The organism is Geomonas oryzisoli (genome assembly GCF_018986915.1).
In the GTDB taxonomy this organism is placed as follows: domain Bacteria; phylum Desulfobacterota; class Desulfuromonadia; order Geobacterales; family Geobacteraceae; genus Geomonas; species Geomonas oryzisoli.
In genome coordinates, this window is the sequence record NZ_CP076723.1 from 4730592 (window position 1) to 4752724 (window position 22133).

The window sequence follows — 22133 nt, forward strand, 5'->3', positions numbered from 1 at the left end:
GTGAAGCCATAGAGGTACGCCGCCTTGTCCTATCTTGTTCTTGCTAGAAAATGGCGCCCCCAGACCTTCAGCGACCTGGTCGGCCAGGAGCACGTCAGTCAGACCCTCAAAAACGCCATCGACGGCGGCAGGGTCGCGCACGCCTTTCTCTTTACCGGCGCCCGCGGCGTGGGCAAGACCAGTTCGGCGCGCATCCTCGCCAAGGCACTCAACTGCGAGAGCGGTCTGACCGTCGAGCCCTGCAACACCTGCTCTACCTGCCTGGAGATCACCGACGGCAACTCGGTGGACGTCTTCGAGATCGACGGCGCCTCCAACACCGGTGTCGACGACATCCGGGAACTGCGGGACAACATCAAGTACCTCCCTTCGCGCTCGCGCTACAAGATCTTCATCATCGACGAAGTGCACATGCTGACCACCAACGCCTTCAACGCGCTGTTGAAGACGCTGGAGGAGCCGCCGCCGCACGTCAAGTTCATCTTCGCCACCACCGAGCCGCACAAGGTTCCCATCACCATCCTGTCGCGCTGCCAGCGCTTCGACTTCAAGAGGATCGCGCTGCCGCGCATCGTCTCGAGGCTGCGCTACATCGTGGACCAGGAGGGGGTGCAGGTTTCGGACGAGGCGCTCTCGGTCGTGGCCAGGAAGGGCGACGGCAGTATGCGCGACTCCCTCTCCACGCTGGACCAAGTGCTCGCCTTCTGCGGCAACAGTGTCTCCGACGCGGACGTCGCCGCCCTTTTGGGGGTGGTGGACCGGCGCCTGATCATGGACGGCTGCCGCAGTGTGCTCGAGGCGGACGTGAAGGGTGCGCTCGGTATCGTGGCCCAAGTCGATTCCTTCGGCTACAGCATGCGTCAGTTCTGCCAGGAACTGATCAACCAGTTCCGCAACATCTCCATCCTCAAGGCGGTCGGGGATCCCGGTGACCTCCTTGAGCTCTCCGATACCGAACAGGGCGAGTTGAAGGCGCTGGGTGGGCAGGCTTCGGTCCAGGACCTGCAGCGCCACTTGGCCATCCTGCTCAAGGCTGAGGCCGAGATGGCGCACGCCGGCTTCCCGCGACTGATCCTGGAGATGGCGCTGATGAAGATGGCGACCCTGGCCCCGGCCATCCCGGTGCAGGAGCTGCTGGCGCGCCTCGACGCCCTGGAAAGGGGGGGGGCGCTGCCGCCGCGCACAGAGGCCCCGCAGCCGTCCGCCCCCGCACAGCGTCCGGCACAGCAGCCGGCGCCTCAGCAGTATGCGCCGCAGCAGCAGGCGGCGCCCACGCGACCCGCGGCTGCTCCCGTTGCGGCAGCACCGGTCGCGGCAGCACCGCAGCAGAGCGCGGCGCCGCAGGCGGCACCGGCTGCCTTCGCCACGGGTGGTGACCTCTGGGGCAGCTTCGTGCAGGCGGTCAAGGCCAAGAAGCCGATGCTGGGCGGTGCGCTGGAAGAGGTCTACCCGGTCAAGGTGGCCCAGGGCGTGTTGGAGATCGGCTGCCTGCAGGGCTCCTTCCAACTGACCCGCCTGCAGGATCCCGAGCAGATCAACGAGCTGAAGAGCCTGGCGCAGGCCCATTTCGGCGTCCCCACCCAGATCAAGGTGGTCGCCCTGAACGGCCCCCCTACGGACGCCGCCCCGACCCTGTCGGAAAAAAAAAGCCTTGAAAACGCCGAGCGAAAGGCAGTTTTGAGACGGGAGGCGGAGGAGCATCCGCTGGTGGCGGCGGCGGTCGAGCTTTTCGACGGCGAGATCGCCGAGGTGCGGGAACTTCCCCAAATAGAAGTTGCAAAATCATAACAATGTTCCGCGGTACGCTGCGACAATAAAGGAAAATTGGAGGATACGATGTCTAAAGGTTTGGCGCAGATCATGAAACAAGCGCAGATGATGCAGCAGAAGATGGGCAAGCTGCAGGAGCAGGCGGCGGAAAGAACCGCCGAGGTCACCACCGGCGGCGGCGCGGTAACGGCGGTTGTCAACGGCAAGAACCAGGTGCTCTCGCTGGTCATCAAGAAGGAAGCAGTCGATCCGGAAGACGTGGAAATGCTGCAGGATCTGGTCATCACCGCCATCAACGAGGCCCTCAAGAAGGTGCACCAGGAGATGAGCGAGGAGATGAGCAAGATCACCGGCGGGCTGAGCATCCCGGGCCTTTTCTAAGGGGACGCCGCCTAGCGCAGGATACGGATGAAATGGAGGGTGCATACCGCTTTGGTGTGCACCCTTTAATTATCCAATTCTACGATCAAAATTTTTTTGGTAAAAATAACCAGTAAAAACTTGTTTTATCCATGGTGGGAATATGCTACATTTTTCGGGCTCGCTGACCAGGCTGGTGGGAGAATTGAAGAAACTGCCTGGTGTCGGTGAAAAAAGTGCCTTGCGCCTCGCCTTTCATCTGCTTAAATATCCCGGTAATATCGAGGCGTTAGCAGAGAGCCTCATGCAGGTGAAGGAAAAGGTCCGTTTTTGCTCCCGCTGTTTTGCCATCACCGAGGATGATCCCTGCTGGATCTGCTCGGGGGAGCGCGACAGCGCCGCGCTCTGCGTGGTTGAGGAGCCGCAAGACCTGCTGGCCCTTGAGAGAAGCCGCGCTTTCCGTGGCCGCTACCACGTGCTGCAGGGGGCTCTTTCACCGTTAAACGGCGTTACACCGCGTGACCTGAGGATCGCCGAGCTGATGCAGCGGTTGGAGGGGGGCGAGGTGCGCGAGGTGCTGATCGCCACCAACTTCACGGTGGAGGGGGAGGCGACGGCGCTCTACCTGACCAGGATGATCAAGCCGCTCGGGATCAAGGTGACGCGTCTGGCGCACGGCATCCCCATCGGCAGCGACCTGGAATACGTGGATGCGGCGACCGTGCAGCGGGCAGTGGAGGGGCGTTCGGAGCTTTAGGGCCCTTCCGCAAGTGCGAACTAGAACGATCTTTTACCGTAAAGCTCAATTGGATTTTCAAACACAGGAGGAAATCAATGTCCCGCAGAATGGTAACAATCGACGGTAACACCGCTGCCGCACACGTGGCGCACGCCACCAACGAGGTGATCGCCATCTACCCGATCACCCCTTCCTCGGTAATGGGGGAGATCTCGGACGAGAAGAGCGCCCGGGGCGAGAAGAACATCTGGGGCACCGTCCCCTCCGTCTCCGAGCTGCAGTCCGAAGGTGGCGCCTCCGGTGCCGTCCACGGCGCGCTCCAGGCCGGCGCCCTGACCACCACCTTCACCGCCAGCCAGGGCCTGCTGCTCATGATCCCGAACATGTTCAAGATCGCGGGCGAGCTCACCTCGACCGTGTTCCACATCTCGGCCCGCGCCATCTCGGCCGCCGCGCTGAACATCTTCGGCGACCATTCCGACGTCATGTCGGCCCGTTCCACCGGCTGGGGCATGATCTGTTCCAACAACGTGCAGGAGGTCATGGACTTCGCGCTGATCTCCCAGGCCGCCACCCTGCGCGCCCGCGTTCCCTTCATGCACTACTTCGACGGCTTCAGGACCTCGCACGAGGTACAGAAGGTCGAGGAGCTTACCTTTGACGACATGCGCTTCATGATCAGCGACGAGCTGGTCCAGGCGCACCGCGCACGCGCGCTGACCCCGGACCGTCCGGTGCTGCGCGGCACCGCTCAGAACCCGGACGTCTACTTCCAGGGTCGCGAGACCGTCAACGCCTACTACCCGAAGGCGCTTGAGATCGTGCAGGAGGAGATGGACAAGTTCGCCGGCCTCACCGGCCGCAAGTACTCCGTCGCCGAGTACGTCGGCGCCCCGGACGCCGAGCGCGTCATCATCGTGATGGGCAGCGCAGCCGACACCGTCCAGGAGACCCTGGAGACCCTGAACGCCGCCGGCGAGAAGGTCGGTCTGGTAAAGGTGCGCCTGTTCAGGCCGTTCCCGGTCGACGCCGTCGCCGCCTGCCTCCCGGCTAGCGTCAAGAAGATCGCCGTCCTCGACCGCACCAAGGAGCCGGGCTCTCTGGGCGAGCCGCTCTACCTCGACGTCAGGACCGCCATCGGCGAGGCCATGGCCGACGGCAAGAGCGCGTTCAAGTCCTACCCGATCATCGTGGGCGGCCGCTTCGGCCTCGGTTCCAAGGAGTTCACCCCGGGCATGGCCAAGGGCGTGTTCGACAACCTGAAAGCCGACAAGCCGAAGAACCACTTCGTGGTCGGCATCAAGGAAGACGTCACCAACTGCTCGCTGGACTTTGACCCGGCCTTCGTGAACCCCTCCGCCGGCACCTACTCCGCCATGTTCTTCGGCCTGGGCTCCGACGGCACCGTCGGCGCCAACAAGAACTCCATCAAGATCATCGGCGAGAACACCGACAACAACGTCCAGGCCTACTTCGTCTACGACTCCAAGAAGGCCGGTACCGTCACCGTGTCGCACCTGCGCTTCGGCAAGGGCGAGATCCGCTCCCCGTACCTGATCGACCAGGCGGACTTCGTCGCCTGCCACAACTTCTCCTTCCTGGAGAAGTACGACATGCTCTCCCGCGCCAAGGTGGGTGGCACCTTCCTGCTCTGCTCGCTTACCGACGACAAGGAAGCGGTCTGGAACGCCATGCCGGTCGAGGTACAGCAGCAGATCATCGACAAGAAGCTCAAGTTCTACGTGATCAACGCCATCGCGCTGGGCGAGAAGCTTGGCCTGGGCGCAAGGATCAACGTGATCATGCAGACCGCCTTCTTCAAGATCTCGGGCATCATGCCGCTCGACGCCGCCATCGCCTCCATCAAGGACGCCATCAAGAAGTCCTACGGCAAGTCCGGTGAGAAGGTGGTCGAGATGAACAACAAGGCGGTCGACGCCGCCCTGGAGAACATCTTCGAGATCACCGTGCCGGCCACCGCGACCAGCAAGATCAAGAAGCCTGCCGTCGTGGGCGCCCACGCACCGCAGTTCGTGCAGGAAGTCACCGCACAGCTCATCGCCGGTCGCGGCGACGACGTCCCGGTCTCCATGCTCCCGGCAGACGGTACCTTCCCGACCGCTACCTCGCAGTACGAGAAGCGCAACATCGCCGTCGACATCCCGGTCTGGGACGAGAGCCTCTGCATCCAGTGCGGCATCTGCTCCTTCGTCTGCCCGCACGCCACCATCAGGATGAAGGTGTACGACGCCGACAAGCTCGCCGGCGCACCGGAGACCTTCAAGTCCACCGACGCCCGCGGCAACGAGTTCAAGGGGATGAAGTGCACCATCCAGGTCGCCCCGGAAGACTGCACCGGGTGCGCAGCCTGCGTGGCCAACTGCCCGGCCAAGTCCAAGGAAGACCCGAAGCACAAGGCGATCAACATGAAGTTCCAGGCGCCGCTCAGGGCATCCGAGGCCGCCAACTACGACTTCTTCCTCAACATCCCGGAGACCGACCCGACCCTGGTCAAGCTCGACACCCTGAAGGGAAGCCAGCTGGTCCGCCCGCTCTTCGAATACTCCGGCGCCTGCGCCGGCTGCGGCGAGACCCCGTACCTGAAGCTCATGTCCCAGCTCTTCGGCGACCGCGCCCTGATCGCCAACGCGACCGGCTGCACCTCGATCTACGGAGGCAACCTGCCGACCACCCCGTGGGCGAAAAACGCCGACGGACGCGGCCCGGCCTGGTCCAACTCCCTGTTCGAGGACAACGCCGAGTTCGGCTTCGGCATGAGGCTCGCCGTTGACAAGTTCAACCAGGCGGCGCTGGAGCTGATCGACACCCTCTCCCTCCCGGCCGACCTCGTCGCCGAGATCAAGGGCGCCGACCAGAAGACCCAGGCCGGCATCGAGGCGCAGCGGGCCCGCGTGGCCAAGCTGAAGGAGATCCTGTCCGCTTCCGGCGACGCCGCTGCCAAGAAGCTCCTCTCCATCGCCGACTACCTGGTCAAGAAGTCGGTCTGGATCGTCGGCGGCGACGGCTGGGCCTATGACATCGGCTACGGCGGTCTGGACCACGTCATCGCCTCCGGCAAGAACGTGAACCTCCTGGTGCTCGACACCGAGGTCTACTCCAACACCGGCGGCCAAGCCTCCAAGTCCACCCCGATGGGCGCCGTGGCCCAGTTCGCGGCGGGCGGCAAGCCGCAGGCCAAGAAGGACCTGGCCATGATCGCCATGGCCTACGGCAACGTCTACGTCGCCAAGGTCTCCCTCTCCAACCCGGCCCAGGTGGTCAAGGCGTTCATGGAGGCCGAGGCGTATGACGGCCCGTCCCTGATCCTGGCCTACAGCCACTGCATCGCCCACGGCATCGACATGGCCACCGCCGTCGAGACCCAGAAGCGTGCGGTCGCCTCCGGCCACTGGCCGCTGGTCCGCTACAACCCGGACCTCGCCGAGCAGGGTAAGAACCCGCTGCAGCTGGACAGCAAGGAGCCGAGCATCTCTCTCGAGGAGTACGCTTACGGTGAGAACCGTTACCGCGTACTGAAGAAGAACAACCCGGAAGCGGCCGCGACTCTCATGGCCCGCTCCGCCGAACTCACTGCCCGCCGCTTCGATCTGTACAAGCGAATGGCAGAAATGGACTTCGGCAAATAGAAAAGAAATCTAACTAAAGCGCTTGACAGGGACCAGACCCGTGCATAAAATCTTTACCTGTGCCGGGGATGGTCCCGCAATCACGTAAAAGAGTAGTAACAGGAGAAGTGGTAATGGCAAAAGGTGTAGTTAAGTGGTTTAATGACAGCAAGGGTTTTGGTTTCATCGAGCAGGAGAACGGCGAGGATGTGTTCGTACACTTCTCCGCGATCCAGAGCGAAGGGTTCAAATCCTTGACCGAGGGCGATTCCGTAACTTTTGACGTGCAGCAGGGACCGAAAGGCCTCCAGGCAGCCAACGTAGTAAGGGTTTAAAGTCCATTCTTTAAACGACGAAAAGCCCCCGGGGGAAACCCCGGGGGCTTTTTTTTGTGGTTTATGCCACATCATGGGCGTTCTAGCCCCCCCTCCCTTGACGGGAGGGGGCTGGGGGGTGGGTGAAGCCGCAAGCAGCAGAAGTGATGGCACCTTCCCCCACCCCCTGACCCCCTCCCGCAAGGGGCGGGGGGACCAAGCCGTACGCGCCAGTTATTCTATGCAGTTTCCCGTTGATCCCGCCCTGCAGATGGTCTTGTCGGTCCACAGGGCGCCGTCGAGCTTGGCGCCGGCGAGCCTGGTGCCCCTGATACGGGCCTGGTTCAGCGATGCGCCGCGCAGGTTGGCGCCGGAGAGATCGGCCAACTCCAGGTCGGTCTCCGAGAGGTCGGCGCGCTCCAGGTTGACCGACTGCAGGTTGGCGCGGTTGAACTTGGCGCCGGAGAGGTCGTAGCCGGTCAGGTTGAGGCCGCTCAAGTCGGCGCCGGCGAAGTCACGGCTGCCCGCCAGCACCCCCTGGACCTCGGCCTGCGTCATGCGGCGCTCCAGCACCTTGGTCTTCACCGCCACGGCGCCCTTCCCCTTGCCGTTACCCTTCTTGGCAACCTTTCCCTTTTTCCCTTTCTTCTTCATCTTCGACGTGGCGCCCTTCTTCTCCGAGCCTTTCTTGGAGACCTGCGCCGCCGGCTTGCCCGACTCCACCTCTTTGGCGAGTGCGGCGAGCTTGGCCTCGGCGGCTTTCAGCGTCTGGGCCTCCGCCGCGTTCTCTTTGGCGGTCGGCTCAGGCGCGGGTGCCGCGGCCTGGGCATGGAGGCAGGGGACTCCGGCAAAAAGCCAGGCTGCCAGGGTGAAAGGTGCGATATGCGCTGCAAGATGGCGGTTCATGGTCGCCTCCCTATTGGTGTGCTTTCCGGCCGGGCCGGAGCTAAGCTCGTTCCCTTATCGGCGTTTTTCGCAAAACCTGAAGCGCGGATGTCTTGCGGTACCGATCCGCTTCTCATTATACTGAAGCTGTCGGCTGCACAATGAACGAGGCATGTGCTATATTTTACTGCTGCGCGCCTGACCGGCGCTTGAGCCACATACAACGGGAGCATCATGGCAACGGATAAGATCATCGTAAAAGGTGCCTGCGAGCACAATCTGAAATGCATCGACGTCGAAATTCCGAGGGACCAGCTGGTGGTGATCACCGGCATCTCCGGGTCGGGGAAATCGACCCTCGCCTTCGACACCATCTACGCCGAGGGACAGCGCCGCTACGTGGAGTCGCTCTCCGCTTATGCGCGCCAGTTCCTGGAGCAGATGGAGAAGCCGGACGTGGAGTCCATCGAGGGACTTTCCCCGGCGATATCCATCGAGCAGAAGACTACCAGCAAGAACCCCCGCTCGACGGTGGGGACGGTCACCGAGATATACGACTACCTCCGCCTTCTGTTCGCCCGGGTCGGGCAGCCGCACTGCTACAACTGCGGGCGCCTGATCTCGTCGCAGACCGTGTCCCAGATGGTGGACCAGATCGCAGCGCTCCCCCAGGGGGCGAAGCTCACCCTGCTCTCCCCCATCGTGCGCGGCCGCAAGGGTGAATATAAGAAGGAACTGGCCCAGCTGCGAAAGGACGGCTTCGTCCGCGTGGTGATCGACGGCGAAACCCACGACCTGGGCGAGGAGATCACCCTCGACAAGAAGAAAAAGCACGACATCGACATCGTGGTGGACCGCCTGGTGGTGAAGCCCGGCTTCGAAAAGAGGCTCGCCGACTCGCTGGAAACAGCGCTCTCCCACGCCGAGGGGATCGTGAAGGTGGCCCTCTCCGAGGACGAGACCCGGGAGATCAAGGCAGAGACGCTGCTCTTCTCGGAATCAGCCGCCTGCATCGACTGCGGCATCTCGTACCCCGAGATGACGCCGCGCATGTTCTCCTTCAACAACCCCTACGGCGCCTGCCCGGACTGCACCGGCCTGGGCACCAGGATGTACCTCGACCCGGAACTGGTGGTGCCCGAACCGGAACTGTCCCTGGCCGAGGGGGCCATCGCGCCGTGGCAGACCCGCTTCTCCGGCTGGTACCAGCTGACTCTTGAAGCGCTCGCCAAGGCCTACGGCTTCAGCATGGATGTCCCCTTCAAGAGCCTTTCCAAGAAGGCGAAGGAGGTCATCCTGAACGGCTCCGGCGGTGAATCGGTCGATTTCTGGTGGGTGGACGATGCCGGCAAGCGGCACACCTACCGCAAGCCCTTCGAGGGGGTCTTGAACAACCTGGAGCGGCGCCACCGCGAGAGCGAATCGGAGACGGTGCGCGAGGAGCTGGAAAAGTACATGGACGTGATGCCCTGCCCCTCTTGCAACGGCGCGCGCCTCAAAAAGGAAGCACTCTTCGTCCTGGTGGGCAACCAGAACATCCAGCAGGTGACCGCCCTCTCCATCAAGGACAGCCTCGCCTTCTTCGAGTCGCTCGCACTCACCGACAAAGAAGAGGACATCGCGCGCAGGATCCTGAAGGAGATCCGGGAACGTCTTAACTTCCTGGTCAACGTGGGGCTCGACTACCTCTCGCTGGACCGCTCCTCCGGTACCCTTTCCGGCGGCGAAGGGCAGAGGATCAGGCTGGCGACCCAGATCGGCTCCTCGCTGGTGGGGGTGCTCTACATCCTGGACGAGCCCTCCATCGGCCTGCACCAGCGTGACAACGGGCGGCTTTTATCGACGTTACGTCACCTGCGCGATATCGGCAACACGGTTTTGGTGGTCGAGCACGACGAGGAGACCATCACCGAGGCGGACTGGGTCATCGACATGGGACCGGGCGCAGGCGTGCACGGGGGCGAGGTGGTGGCCGAGGGGCCCCCGGCCGAGATCATGGCCAACCCGCACTCGCTCACAGGACGCTACCTTTCCGGCGCGCTCACCATCCCCGTCCCCAAGAAGCGCCGCAAGGGACACCGCTTCCTCAACATAGAGGGCGCCAGCGAGAACAACCTGAAGAACGTGAACGTGGACGTTCCCTTGGGGGTGATGACCTGCATCACCGGCGTGTCCGGCTCGGGCAAGTCCTCGCTCATCATCGACACGCTCTACAAGACTCTGAACCAGCGCCTCTACAAGAGCCGCGAGAAAGCGGGGGCGGTGCGGGCGATCCACGGCACCGAGGTGCTGGACAAGGTGATCAACATCGACCAGTCCCCCATCGGGCGCACGCCGCGCTCCAACCCGGCCACCTACACCGGGCTCTTCACCGAGATCCGCGAGATCTTCGCCCAGCTCCCGGAGTCCAAGATGCGCGGCTACAAGCCGGGGCGCTACTCCTTCAATGTCAAGGGTGGGCGCTGCGAGGCGTGTTCCGGGGACGGCATCATCAAGATCGAGATGCACTTTCTCCCCGACGTCTACGTGCAGTGCGAGGTCTGCAAGGGGGCGCGCTACAACAGGGAAACCCTGGAGGTGAAGTTCAAGGGGCGCTCCATCGCCGAGGTGCTGGACATGACCGTGTCCCAGGCACTGGTTTTCCTGGAGCACATCCCGCGCACGAGGGCCAAGCTGCAGACCCTGGAGGAGGTGGGGCTTGGGTACATCAAGCTGGGGCAGTCCGCCACCACGCTCTCCGGTGGCGAGGCGCAGCGCGTGAAGCTCGCCAAGGAGCTCTCCAAGCGCGCCACCGGGCGCACCATCTACATCTTGGACGAGCCGACCACCGGCCTGCACTTCGCCGACATCGCCAAGCTTCTGGAGGTACTGCACAAACTGGTCGATGCCGGCAACACCATCGTGGTGATCGAACACAACCTGGACGTCATCAAGACCGCGGACTGGATCATCGACCTGGGACCCGAAGGAGGCGACCGCGGCGGGGAGATCATCGCCGTGGGGACGCCGGAGCAGGTGGCGCGGGTGGAGCGCTCCTACACCGGGCAGTACCTGAAAAAGATGCAGCTGTAGCGTAGTGGAGGTCGAAACGTTGCCCGTACTGCGGCTTGAAGACCCGGAAAAAGAAGGAGTAAAGGGCGGGACTTGACGCCGAACTGCGTTATAATCTGCTCATTGTGGTCTGGGGACGTACCAGCGAGGATTGTCCCATGTGTCCGAAATATTTGAAGAAAGCCATCATGATTCTGCTTCTGCTGTCGCAGGCGGGTTGCGCAAACCTGCTGCCGCGCAGCAAGGCGGTCACCGAATCCCCTTGGGAAGAGTATGAAGCGGCCAAGGCATCTTACGACAGTATCACGATCGGGAAGACGACGGTGGAGGACCTGCAGAAGATAGGGTTCGACATCAAGTCCTCACCGAACATCAAGATCCTAAACTACTTGGACATCGCTGCGATGTTGCAGGGGATGCCTTCCAAGGATCTCGACCCGGGGTTGCAGGCCTGCCTGAAGGCGAGGTCGGACTGCCGGGCCTACGTGTTTGAGCCGAAAAGGAGCTACAGCAAACGGGTCGGCAATTTCTGGCTCGACATCTTCAACTTCAAACGCAGGACCCACGAAACGGGGTGGCGCTTCAAGGCGCTGGTGGTCTTCGTGAACCATCACGTCGCCTACAAGCTCTCCAGCGGCGAACCAAAGATCGACCAGATGACCGACCAGGTCAACCCGCTGGGGCCGTTCCAGGCACCGGCGGACATATTCACCAAGGCACTCTTCTAGTACGTAGGACGGGGACGTCTCCCCTTGGCCTGCTGCGTCCCTGCGCAGCGGGCCTTTTTTTGTCTACGGTTCCGCCCGGGAACCCCGGCGCGTCACGCCGCTTGGTTCCCGGGGCGATTGATGCTATTGTGCCTGGGTCAACAACACCCCGGAGAGGACCCCTTATGCACGATGCCCAGCACCCGTTCCACACCCTGACCCCGAATTTCATCATGGACGCCGTAGAGAGCCAGGGGTACCGCTGCGATTGCCGCACCTCGGCCCTGAACAGCTACGAGAACCGCGTGTACCAGGTGGGGATAGAGGAAGAGAAGCCGCTCATCACCAAGTTCTACCGTCCCGGGCGCTGGAGCGACGAACAGATCGTCGAGGAGCACCGCTTCTGCCTGGAACTGGCCGAGCACGAGCTCTCCGTTGTGGCGCCGATCGTCAACGCCTCCGGAGAGTCCCTGTTCCACTACCAGGGCTTCCGGTTCGCACTCTACCCGCGCCAGGGTGGGCACGCGCCGGAGTTCGACAACGACGATAACCTCCTGATCCTGGGGCGCATGCTGGGGCGCATCCACAGCATCGGCTCGGTACGTCCCTTCCAGCACCGCCCGGCCCTGGAGAGTCGCGACTTCGGCTACGACAGTGTCGCCCTGATCGGGGAACGCTTCATTCCGCAGGAGTACCGGGAAAGCTATGAGGCGGTCACCAGCCAGTTGTTGCAGGTGGTGGACGAGGCTTTCGCGTCGGTGCCGCAGGTGCGCTACATTCGCGCCCACGGCGACTGCCATGCCGGCAATATCCTCTGGCGCGACGACGCTCCCCACTTCGTCGACTTCGACGACGCGCGCATGGCGCCGGCGGTGCAGGACCTGTGGATGATGCTTTCCGGCGAGCGGCCGCGCCAACTGGTCCAGCTTGCCCAGTTGATCAAGGGGTACGAGGAGTTCTGCGACTTCAACCCGGCGGAGCTGCGCCTGGTGGAGGCGCTGCGTGCGCTGCGCATGCTGCACTACAGCGCGTGGCTCGCGCGCCGCTGGGACGATCCGGCTTTCCCCACTGCTTTTCCCTGGTTCAACACCGTGCGGTACTGGGGGGAGCACATCCTGCAGTTGCGCGAGCAGGTCGCGGCACTGGATGAGCCGCCGCTGGTGTTGCTATAGAGGAAATCCCCCCTGACCCCCCTTTCACAAGGGGGGGACGTTAGGCCTCGTGCAGCGGCCGAGGAAAAATTCTCTGACTTGGCAGCGGAAGATACTTGCCAAATGGCAAAACGAAGAGGCGGCTGGATATCCGGCCGCCTCTTTTCATGTCATACGGCGAAAGGTTCTTTGTGAAGGGCTAGCGCGCCTTCTTCTCCAATTCCTGGTCGAGGTTCTTCAACTGCTCCAGGCGCTGGTTCAGCTCGGTTACCTCGCGGCTCAACGCCTGGTTGCTTCCCTTGAGCACCTTGTTCTGGCGCCGCTGCTCTTCGAGCGAAGTGGCCTGTTCACTCACTGGAGCTGCCAGCGCGGTCCACTGGCTGGCCGGGTACTCCTTTTTCAACCGCTTCAAAAGGTGCTGCGCCTGAGCCGACCCCGGCTTCGCTTTCAGCGTCAGGAGCGCCAGGCGAAAGAGCGCTTCGTCGGTCACCCCGGCGACGGCCGGGCCGTTGCAGATGCCATCCAGCGCGTGCATGGCACCGTGGGTATCCCCCTCTTTCAGCATGGTTTCCGCCTGCGCCAGCTGTTTCGAACCGCTGTAGCGGTCCAGGAAGGTCCCCTTTCCCGGCCCTGTGGTGGCGCACCCCGCGCAGAGAAGGGATGCCAGGCAGATGATGAGCGTCCCGGTCCTCATGCGGTCATCCTCCCCGGGGCACCGATCAGGTACTTGCTCCCCGGTTTCCCCTTGGCGCTGTCCTTTACCTTGGCCGCGGCCCTCGCGATTTCGACGGCGGAGGAATACTGGTCCCGGCCGCAGATGATGACCGCGATGGAAATGGTGATCACCGGGAAGAAGCGCTGCACCCCGTAACGGTCACACCCCTCGATTCCCCCCACCTTCAGATCCTCCGGCGAGTAATGTTTGACCACCTCGGCGCTAAAGCTTTCGATGACTGCCTCGCAGACCGCGGAGACGCGTTCGGCCGGGATGACCATGACGAAGTCGTCGCCTCCCACGTGCCCGACGAAGCCGTCAGTGCCGCCGTGCGCTTTCACCGCGGCCTGGATCAGGTCCCCGGTCAGGCGGAGCAGTTCGCTCCCCTTGGCGTAGCCGTAGTGGTCGCCGTACGGTTTGAAGTTGTCCAGGTCGGCATAGCAGAAGGCGAAGGTGTCGCCGCTTTGCAGCCGGTCCTCCAGAACCCGCTCGATGGCGAAGTTGCCGGGAAGGCGGGTGAGCGGGCTCGCGTCCAGGCTCATCTGCTCGAGGACTTTCAGCCGTGCCGCCATTTTGGTGAAGTCGCGGGCCAGCTCGCTGATCTCGTCGCCGGAGGGGACATCCGGGTTGTAGTCGAAGTCGCCCGCCGCGATGCGGTGGGTCGCGCTTTGCAGCTCCCGGATCGCCCCGAAGGTGCGGTAGGTGACGAAGGGGGCGACGCCGATGGCGAGGAGGAATCCGGTGCAGGAGATGGCGACGGTCCACCAGATGGTCTGTTTCTGCTGCTCGTCGGCGCGGGAGAGCACCAGCTTCAGCATGTCCTTGCGTTTCAGGTAGGAGGCGTCCACCGCGTTGAGCAGCTTGAGCGCGGATGACCGCATCGGACCGGTGCTGCCGGTCCTGCCGGCGAAGAGGTCTTCCGCGGCCTTTTGGTAGGCGAGGTACAGCCCGTTCAACTGTTTCAGGTCGGCGGTGGGGTTGCCCTTGCCGAGCAGGTCGAGGCTCGCCAACGCCTCCGCCTGCCGCTGGTGGAAGAGATCGATGAAGGCCGGGTCCTTAAGTATGGCGTACTTGCCGGCGAAGCTCTCCTGGCTCAAAAGCGAGGTGCGCAGTTCGATGAGGGCGCTGATGACGGGGAGTTCGTTGTTGGCTATGTTGCGGGTGATGTTGGTGCTGCGGTAGATGTTGTACGAGGAGAAGACCAGCGCGGCCGCGGTGAAAAGGGCCATGGCCGCGTAACCCGCGCTTATCTTCTGTATCAAGGAGAGACCCGACAGGCTTACTCTCGAAGACTTATTTGTCTCGATGGCTTCAGGCATGAGGTAGATATTAGGGGACAGTGTAAACAAAGTCAACGCGATTGGCGTCGCTTCATCAAGACACGCCGCATTGAGTGATGACCCTGGTGGCTGCTTCCTGCAGGTTTTCGCCGTGGAGCAGCACGATGCTGTGGGCGTACTTGTGATACAGCTCGAACCGGTTCTGGTACAGCTCCTCCAGCCCCCCTGCGCCCATCCCGACGATGCCGCGCGGTGCCGCCCGTGCGATGCGGCCGTGCAGCCTCTGTATCGGTACGTCGAGAAATACGACGGTGGAGATGGCGGCGAGGTGACTCATGGCGGCATCGGAGTAGACCACGCTGCCGCCGGTGGAGATGACCATGGGACCTTCGGCCGGCAGGGCCAGCACGGTTTCCTCCTCGATGCGGGCAAATTCCTCCGCCCCTACCTGGTCCACCACCGCCTGAAGTTTCTTGCCGAACCTCTTCTCGATGCAGTGGTCGGTGTCGATGAAATCCCACCCGAGGCGGGTGGCGATGACCCTTCCTATGGCACTCTTGCCCGATCCGGGCATTCCTATCAGCGTCAACCTGTTCATTTCCCTTCCTTTCGCGGGCCCCGTCTCGAGTGCGACTACAACATCTTACCAGCTCGGGCGCGTCGTGAAACATGACACCATTAAATTAGTAGAAAAGTTTTTGAGGTTAGATATATTTAATCGTCGTGAAAAATGCCGAGTGTTTGCGGCGCTTAGGCGACATGCTGACGCCCCGCAACACGCACCTGTACCTGCCAGAAAGGCACCTCGTTTGGCGAGCGGGACCCCGGCACAGAACAGCCGGCCGATCCGTTCGGAGGACCAAATGGAAAGGCAACCATGGGACCGTAACAGTGGCAGCGGCCTCCAACTCCACCATGGCCGGGGGAGGCCGCCGCCGGGAAGTCGCCCTCAGTGTTGGGATTGAGCTACTTACCCAAGACCGTGCGGACATGTACTAAAGGAGATACCCCTATGAAAACGTTAGCGAAGGTTGTAGTCATGGCAGGTTGCACCGCCCTGGCGTGGGCTGCCGGCGCAGGCGTCAGCCAGGCGGCGACGGCAACGGCCGCCACCAGCGCCACTGTCGTCCTGCCCGTCACCATTACCAAGACCATCGACCTGAACTTCGGCAGGTTCATGTCGGGTGGCACCGGCGGCACCGTCGTCGTCAGCACAGCCGGCGCCCAGAGCGTTACCGGTGGGGTTACCACCACCGCGGCCCTTGGCGGCACCGCGACCGCTGCCGCCTTCACCATCTCCGGTGAGCCGGCCAGCACCTACGCGATCACCTTCCCGAACACGACCAACCTGATCAACGGCGCCAACAACATGACCATCGGCACCTTCACCACCGCCAGCACCGGCACCTTGAACACCTTCGGTGCCGCCGCCGAGACCCTTACAGTCGGTGCAACCCTCGCCGTCGGCGCCAACCAGGCCTCGGGCACCTACATCGGCACCATCGACGTAGCCGTCAACTACAACTAGCTTCCCGAGTCAGTCTGCTGCAAGGGGGGCGCATCTGCGCTCCCCTTGCTTATTGAGCACTCGGAAGGCAGCGGGGTAGAGCATGATGCGCGCTAAGGGGATGCCTGCCAAGCTCGGGGTGACCATTCTGGTGCTGCGGCTGTTAACGGCAGGCAGCGCTTTTGCCGCGCCGACCTCAGTGAACAAGACCCAGGACTTAAACTTCGGCAGGGTTGTCGGCGGCGCGGGGTACTCGGGCACAGTCACCATCACTTCCGCAGGAAGCAGGACCTCCACGGGGAGCGTGATCCCTCTGGGAACCACCTTCTCGCCCGCACGCTTCACCATCACCGGGACCGCAGGGAAAAGCTATACCATCACCTTGCCTCCGAGCATGGCCATCAATGCAGGTGCGGACCAGATGACGGTAACGGCAATAACTTCTTCCATAGCACTGACCGGGGTGATTCCAGCCGGGGGGACTGTGGCTTTTTGGGTGGGGGGGACCTTGAACGTGGGCGCGACCCAGCGCAACGCCCTCTACAGCAGCAACATGAACGTTTCAGTGAAATGAGGAGGGGCCGTGAAGCTACTGCTGATCAAATCGATGATTTCGATGGTGACTGCCGCGCAGGTCATCCTGGGAATACCCACCATGACGGTAGTGGCGGCCGATCTCATGGTGTACCCGACGCGGGTGGTCTTGACCGACCGGCAACGGACTGCACAGGTGGATATCATAAACTCCGGAGCCGCTCAGGCCACCTACAAGATCGCTATGGTGCGGAAGCGGATGACCGAGGCCGGGGACTTTCAGGAAGTCACCACTCCTGAAAAGGGAGAGAAGTTCGCCAACGAGGTGGTGAAGTTTTCCCCGCGCCAGGTGACGCTGCTGCCCGGTGGTGGCCAGACCATACGCATCATGTTCAAGATTCCCCCCGAACTGGAGCCCGGTGAATACCGGTCCCACCTGCTGTTCACCCGTGCCGCCCCAGCCGTCGTCAACCTCCCCGAGAAAGAGGACGAGGAGCCCGGTGTCATCAGGATGAACATCGTGGCCAACGTCGGCATCTCCATTCCCATCATCGCCCGCCACGGCCAGCTGCAGGCGGGTGCGACCATAGACCCCGCATCGGTCACGCTCAGGCAGCCCGGGGAAAAACAGCAGGTGCTCTCGTTCACCATGCTCCGGACCGGTACCAGGTCGGTCTACGGCGACGTGGCGGCCTACCGCGGTCAGGACAAAGTCGCGGAGGGAAGGGGCTTTGCCATCTACACCCCGAACACGGTGCGCAAGGTGGCCATAGTGGTGCCGGAGCACTCGCGTCTCAGAAGCGGCGACAACGTACGCCTGGTTTTCACAGAGCGTGACGAAAAAAAGCCACTGGCTGAGACCAGCGTCGTCCTTCCCTAGCCTATGGTGCCCCGCGCAGGCGCCCATACCCGCCGGGTGTGTGCCTGTGCAGCCCTCGTGCTGCTCGCCCATCTCCGCTTTTCAGCCGCGCTGTCCTTTGCCGCTCCCGCTGCACCGGGGGAGCCGGTGCCCGACCAGGAGCTGGTGGTCGCACTGGAACTGGACAAGCAAACCCTCACCGATAGCTTCCTGCTCACCGAACGCAACGGAGAGATCTACATCCCGGTCTGCTCCCTCGCCGAAACCCTCGCGCTGGCGATTGTCTGCGACAAGGACAGGGCATTCGGCTTCGCACTGGACCAGGCGCGCCCCTTCGTCATAGACCTCGATGAAGGCTACACCGTCCACGGCAGGGAATCCTTCTCCATCAACGGCGCGGCATTCGTGCAAAAAGGGGAGATCCTGGTGCATTCGGGCGCGCTGTCGCGGTGGCTACCGGTCGATTTCAACCTGCGCCGGGAAAGCTCGACGCTGGAGCTCAGGGCGCGGGAGCCGCTGCCGCTGCAGGAGGCCAGAAAGCGCCGTGCCTTCGTGACGCCGAAAGCTGCGGACCAGACCCGGCAGTATCCCGATACCACGGCGCCCAGGCGTGCGGCCGCCGTCCCGACGGCGGACCTTGCCGCGGAGTTCCTGCAATCATCTGACGGCAACAAGGGCAACCGCAGCAGGATGCTGACCTCGATGAACCTCTCCGGCGACCTCCTCTACATGACTGGGGAGGCGCACATCCTAACCGAAAACGAAGACCTCAAGCGGCTGGACCTGACCCTGTCCCGGCGCAGTGCTGCCGGTCATCGCATGGGGCCTTTGCGGTTCAACCAGGTAGCCCTGGGCTCGAACCAGGCGCCCTACGTGGACGGCATCGGTGTATCGACCAGGCCGATGTACGGCCTCTACCTCTCCAACCGCCCCCTGCTGGGTGGCGGGAATTTCCTTACCCACGACATACACGGCCAGCTCCCGTCCGGCTGGGACGCCGAGCTCTTTCACAACGGCACGCAGATCCGCTACCAGCCCCCCACCGCAGAAGGGATGTACCATTTCGTGAACCTGCGCGTCTATTACGGCGTCAACAGCTTCAAGGTGGTGCTGCACGGTCCGTTCGGGGAGCGGCAGGAGTCGGAGGAGGTATTCGTGTCCGATGCCACCACTCCGAAGGGAGAGTGGCTGTACACCCTTTCGGCGGGGTGGCAGACGGGGCTGACGCAGCACGATGTCCAGGATGCAGCCGCTGGAGACTCCAACCTTACCTTCACCTCGGATTTCGGCCTGAGCAGCAACCTGACCGGCTCCCTGTTGGCGGTACGGCATGCGGACCGCCACGGATCGTCGCTGGAATACCTTGGCGCAGGGGTGCGCACGGCCTGGCGCGCCACCCTGCTGTCGCTGGAGGTGATCCAGATGCTGGCGTCGGGGCGGGGACTGGAGGGGCAGCTGGTCAGCGTGAAGTCCAGCAGCCGTGACTTCTTCGGCTTGAACCTGGAACTGGTGCAGCGCCTTTTCCACAACTACTACTCGCCACAGTTCTACTACCGTGATGACCCCCTGCGCACCCTGACCACCGTCAAGGGAAACGCCTCATTCACTCTGCTGGACGACATCCGTGTACCGTACTCGGTAGAGGTGGGCTTTGGCACCAGGAAATCGGGGGCGCAGGAGACGACGTCGCAGTGGCGCGTGTCCGGTGGTTGGAACGGTTGGAACACCACGCTGCAGGCTGATCTGTCCCGGCTGCAGGGTAACACCTACGCCACAGGGAAGGCCCAGGTCAGCACCAGGCTGAGCGACTTCAGCGTGAGGGGGGAGGCCGGCTACTTTTTCCTCCCGGTCGCCAAGGCATCCGGTATCGACGTCAGCGCCGACCTGGAGATTGCCCCGGGGCTGCAGCTGAACTCGGCCTTGTCCCATGCGCCGGCGGACCGGTTGACCGGGGTGCGGCTCGGGGTGTCCAAGCGTTTGGGGCGGGTGGGATACTCGGTCGCCGGCCATGTAAGCACCGACGGTGCCTACGGCTTCGACGTCGGCGTGCGCTCTTCGGTGGCGGAGGTTCCCGCCGGTCGGCTCTTGGCCTCGGCCGAGCCGCTGACCCCCTACGGCATGATCGCTGTTTCCGCAACGGTGGCCGAATCTGACGGCAAAAGGACGCCGCTGTCGCGGGCGGATTTCCTCTTGAACGGCAGCCGGGTCCGGGCCATCCCGGACGGCACCGGCGGCCAGGTCATCGCTTTCCTGCAGCCGGACATTCCCGTCGATGTGACGGTGGACCTGGCATCGATCGAAGACCCCTTCATGGTCCCTGCCGAAGAAGGGTGTCGCATCGTGCCCAGGGCCGGCGTGGTGGCCCGGTGCGATTTCACGATGACCACCGGCGGCGAAGTCGACGGGACCGTGACGGTACGCCTGCAGCGAGGAGGAGAGGCCCCTATCAAGGGGGTGAGGGTGGAACTGGTCGGGGAAGGGGAGCAGCGGGATAGGGCGCAGGCGACGACGCTGTCGGAGGAAAGCGGGTACTACCTTTTCAAGACGGTGAGGCCCGGCAGGTACCTGGTGCGTATAGCCGCCGACGAGTTGCAGCGGTTGAAGGCGGCCGCCTCGCCCTCACGCGGCGTGACGGTGCCGCCGGGAGGGGACATGGTCTCAGGCGTCGACTTCATGCTCACACCGGTCGAAGCGGCGCCGGGGAAGATCATCAACGGATCGGGGCCGGTACTGGATAAGGAGTAGTCCCGGGAGTCGGGCGACTCAGTTCCTGGCTGGCAGAAGGGTCGCTTCCAGCAGTTCGCGCAGCGCCTTGTCCGACCCGGCTTCCCGGTTCACGATGGTCTTTCTCTCGCGGCGGGAGATCAGGATGGCGAGGTGCTCGGCGGCTTCGGCGGTGCCCCCGGCGATGGAGGCGGAGAGCTGGCAGAGGATCTGGACCGGCAGGCCGTTTCTGAAGCCCTGCACCAGCTTGGCGATCTCGTCGTGGCGCTGCTCGTAGCTCCAGGTCTGATAGACTTCGTCGCCGATGTTGTTCAACTTCCCCTGTATGCCGGCCAGCTTGTTCAGCATCTGCTTCTCCTGTAACGCAGCGGTGCGTGTCCCGCGTGCGGCGTGATCATTTCTTGTGTTCGTGGCTGAAGATGTGGTCCCTGCAGTAGCCGTACTGGCCGTTGCATTTCGGGCAGTAGCGGAAGTCCATGTCGGGATGGGTCTTCTCGGTGATGCCGCAGGTGGTGCACTTGTGTACCAGTTCCTTCTCGCGGAACTGGAGTCCGCCGACCTTCTTGGTGATCTGCCTCTTGCCGTGGCGCAGGTTGAGGTAGATGTCGTTGGCGAAGAAGATCAGGTAGTTGGCGATTGCCGCCAGCACCATGATCCGGGAGGGCCAGCCGCCGACGATGATCTGGTAGGCGTAGCCGAGCCAGGTCAGAAGGGCCAGCCACTTGATGCGCACCGGGATCACGAAGAAGAGCAGGATCTGGAATTCCGGGAACAGGGTGGCGAAGGCGAGGAAGACCGAGCCGGCGAGAAACGCGTTGCTGACCGGGTACGCCGGCACCAGGAAGGAAGCGGCGAAGGTGATCAGGCAGCCGAGCACCAGGTAGGCGTTATAGCGGAAGGCGCCCCAGTGCTCCTCGAGCGTCGAGCCGAGCATGTAGAAGAAATACCAGGCGATCAGGGTGAAGAGAAGGCTGGACTGGGGCGGGTCGAAGGGGATGGTGAAGATGCGCCACCACTCCCCGGACAGGAACAGACCGGCGGAGAAGTAGGTCGCCATCCGGTCGAGCTTCCCCGTCATGTACATCAGGTAGAAGAACGACTGTCCCGCGATGAGGTAGATGGTGAGGTTCGGGATGGCGTAACGGCCGATCTTTCTTTCCAAACGGTCAATAAATTTCATGCTGCGGGGCCTGGTCCTTTTGGTCCGTGGTGCTCTTCGGTGGGGTAACCTGGGGTGCATCCACATCGTCGTAGGCGGGATGAGGACCTTCGGCGGTACGGACCAGCGGTTTCCCTGTGGAGGGAGCAGCGTTCTCAGGGAACTTCGCCTTCATGATCCGGTCGCGCTCCTCGACGGTGATGATCTTGAGCTGGACCAACTCCTCGATGTCGCGCGGACGGGCGAACTCCACCGCATAGGCGAAGTCTTCGCTGTCGAAATCGGATCCCGGCTTGTAGGTGCTGCGGACCATCGACTGCATCGGGGTCGGGTTGGCGGTCAGGTACTGGCGCCACTCCTCATGCTGCTGCGGGGTCATGCCGTTATGCCACACATGGTGCGCCAACTCGTGCAGTATCACCGAGCGCAGTTGTTCATCGCTGTATTGCTGGAACAGGTTACGATAGATGAGCTTGGTGTCCGGGCGGTAGGCGCCAAGGTGGAACTTGACTTCGGCCGGCATCATGACCTCCTCGAAGGAGGCCCCGGAAACGCGCAGGGTGCTGCGATCAGGGTCGTAGCGGTTGAAAAGAGCTGACAGGAAAAGGTCCTCTTTGGACAGTTTCTTGACGGTGTCGCCCTTACCCCAGCTGATGGGGACGTAGGTAGTGGCACAGCCGCCCAGTATCAGCGCCATGATCACGAAAGACAGGTGTTTCAAAAAGCGGTGCATTACAATCCCTCCGGGTACG

General features: G+C 62.9%; 19 protein-coding genes. 12 read left to right on the forward strand and 7 right to left on the reverse strand.

The annotated features are described in order from the left end of the window. Positions 1-24 precede the first annotated feature (24 nt). The 5 genes from dnaX to KP004_RS20620 all read left to right on the forward strand — a co-directional run bounded on the left by dnaX (position 25) and on the right by KP004_RS20620 (position 6830). Positions 25-1788, forward strand: a complete 1764-nt coding sequence (dnaX, locus tag KP004_RS20600) for a DNA polymerase III subunit gamma/tau (protein ID WP_216800249.1) — start codon at positions 25-27, stop codon at positions 1786-1788. Between the two features lie 48 nt (positions 1789-1836). Beyond that, positions 1837-2151, forward strand: coding sequence for a YbaB/EbfC family nucleoid-associated protein (locus KP004_RS20605; RefSeq protein ID WP_216800250.1), 315 nt, complete (start codon positions 1837-1839; stop codon positions 2149-2151). 142 nt (positions 2152-2293) lie between these two features. Then, a complete protein-coding gene (recR, locus tag KP004_RS20610; RefSeq protein WP_216800252.1) occupies positions 2294-2887 on the forward strand; it encodes a recombination mediator RecR in 594 nt (197 codons plus the stop codon). A 77-nt stretch (positions 2888-2964) separates the two neighbouring features. Then, positions 2965-6516 carry a pyruvate:ferredoxin (flavodoxin) oxidoreductase gene (gene nifJ, locus KP004_RS20615; RefSeq protein ID WP_216800253.1) on the forward strand — a complete coding sequence of 1184 codons (3552 nt, stop codon included), beginning with the start codon at positions 2965-2967 and terminating at the stop codon, positions 6514-6516. A gap of 113 nt (positions 6517-6629) precedes the next feature. After that, the gene (locus KP004_RS20620) at positions 6630-6830 is read left to right on the forward strand and encodes a cold-shock protein (RefSeq protein ID WP_183344507.1); all 201 of its coding nucleotides are present in this window, start codon (positions 6630-6632) and stop codon (positions 6828-6830) included. Positions 6831-7043: 213 nt separating this feature from the next. On the opposite strand, the gene KP004_RS20625 is transcribed toward KP004_RS20620, so the two are convergent. Beyond that, positions 7044-7715 (reverse strand): pentapeptide repeat-containing protein, encoded by a 672-nt coding sequence (locus tag KP004_RS20625; RefSeq protein WP_216800254.1) that lies wholly within the window; start codon positions 7713-7715, stop codon positions 7044-7046. A 213-nt stretch (positions 7716-7928) separates the two neighbouring features. Here KP004_RS20625 and uvrA point away from each other — a divergent pair, with 213 nt between their 5' ends. The 3 genes from uvrA to KP004_RS20640 all read left to right on the forward strand — a co-directional run bounded on the left by uvrA (position 7929) and on the right by KP004_RS20640 (position 12624). Then, positions 7929-10766, forward strand: coding sequence for an excinuclease ABC subunit UvrA (gene uvrA, locus KP004_RS20630; RefSeq protein WP_216800256.1), 2838 nt, complete (start codon positions 7929-7931; stop codon positions 10764-10766). 167 nt (positions 10767-10933) lie between these two features. Then, the gene (locus tag KP004_RS20635; protein WP_239026881.1) at positions 10934-11473 is read left to right on the forward strand and encodes a hypothetical protein; all 540 of its coding nucleotides are present in this window, start codon (positions 10934-10936) and stop codon (positions 11471-11473) included. 164 nt (positions 11474-11637) lie between these two features. Continuing rightward, entirely contained in the window at positions 11638-12624 is a 987-nt protein-coding gene (locus tag KP004_RS20640) for a serine/threonine protein kinase (RefSeq protein WP_216800259.1), read from the forward strand. A 178-nt stretch (positions 12625-12802) separates the two neighbouring features. On the opposite strand, the gene KP004_RS20645 is transcribed toward KP004_RS20640, so the two are convergent. The 3 genes from KP004_RS20645 to KP004_RS20655 all read right to left on the reverse strand — a co-directional run bounded on the left by KP004_RS20645 (position 12803) and on the right by KP004_RS20655 (position 15196). Beyond that, a complete protein-coding gene (locus KP004_RS20645; RefSeq protein ID WP_216800261.1) occupies positions 12803-13297 on the reverse strand; it encodes a hypothetical protein in 495 nt (164 codons plus the stop codon). Then, on the reverse strand, positions 13294-14580 hold the full coding sequence (locus KP004_RS20650; protein WP_239026882.1) for a GGDEF domain-containing protein: 1287 nt from the start codon (positions 14578-14580) through the stop codon (positions 13294-13296). The genes KP004_RS20645 and KP004_RS20650 overlap by 4 nt, the downstream gene beginning before the upstream one ends. Before the next feature lie 112 nt (positions 14581-14692). Then, positions 14693-15196 carry a shikimate kinase gene (locus KP004_RS20655; protein WP_216800263.1) on the reverse strand — a complete coding sequence of 168 codons (504 nt, stop codon included), beginning with the start codon at positions 15194-15196 and terminating at the stop codon, positions 14693-14695. 414 nt (positions 15197-15610) lie between these two features. Here KP004_RS20655 and KP004_RS20660 point away from each other — a divergent pair, with 414 nt between their 5' ends. The 4 genes from KP004_RS20660 to KP004_RS20675 all read left to right on the forward strand — a co-directional run bounded on the left by KP004_RS20660 (position 15611) and on the right by KP004_RS20675 (position 20243). Continuing rightward, positions 15611-16126: a DUF4402 domain-containing protein gene (locus KP004_RS20660; RefSeq protein WP_216800264.1), complete on the forward strand. Its 516-nt coding sequence runs from the start codon at positions 15611-15613 to the stop codon at positions 16124-16126. Positions 16127-16208: 82 nt separating this feature from the next. Then, positions 16209-16679 carry a DUF4402 domain-containing protein gene (locus tag KP004_RS20665; RefSeq protein ID WP_216800266.1) on the forward strand — a complete coding sequence of 157 codons (471 nt, stop codon included), beginning with the start codon at positions 16209-16211 and terminating at the stop codon, positions 16677-16679. Positions 16680-16688: 9 nt separating this feature from the next. After that, on the forward strand, positions 16689-17519 hold the full coding sequence (locus KP004_RS20670) for a fimbrial biogenesis chaperone (RefSeq protein WP_216800267.1): 831 nt from the start codon (positions 16689-16691) through the stop codon (positions 17517-17519). Positions 17520-17522: 3 nt separating this feature from the next. Further along, positions 17523-20243 (forward strand): carboxypeptidase-like regulatory domain-containing protein, encoded by a 2721-nt coding sequence (locus tag KP004_RS20675; protein ID WP_216800268.1) that lies wholly within the window; start codon positions 17523-17525, stop codon positions 20241-20243. A gap of 18 nt (positions 20244-20261) precedes the next feature. Here the strand turns inward: KP004_RS20675 and KP004_RS20680 are convergent, their stop codons facing one another. Genes KP004_RS20680 through KP004_RS20690 form a run of 3 tightly spaced genes read right to left on the reverse strand, consistent with a single transcriptional unit; the run spans position 20262 to position 22114 of the window. Continuing rightward, entirely contained in the window at positions 20262-20570 is a 309-nt protein-coding gene (locus KP004_RS20680; RefSeq protein ID WP_216800269.1) for a hypothetical protein, read from the reverse strand. Positions 20571-20616: 46 nt separating this feature from the next. Further along, entirely contained in the window at positions 20617-21402 is a 786-nt protein-coding gene (locus tag KP004_RS20685; protein ID WP_216800271.1) for a rhomboid family intramembrane serine protease, read from the reverse strand. Next, complete coding sequence (locus tag KP004_RS20690; RefSeq protein ID WP_216800272.1) at positions 21389-22114, reverse strand: SprT family zinc-dependent metalloprotease; 726 nt, start codon at positions 22112-22114, stop codon at positions 21389-21391. Before KP004_RS20690 ends, KP004_RS20685 begins: the two co-directional genes overlap by 14 nt. Positions 22115-22133 lie beyond the last annotated feature (19 nt).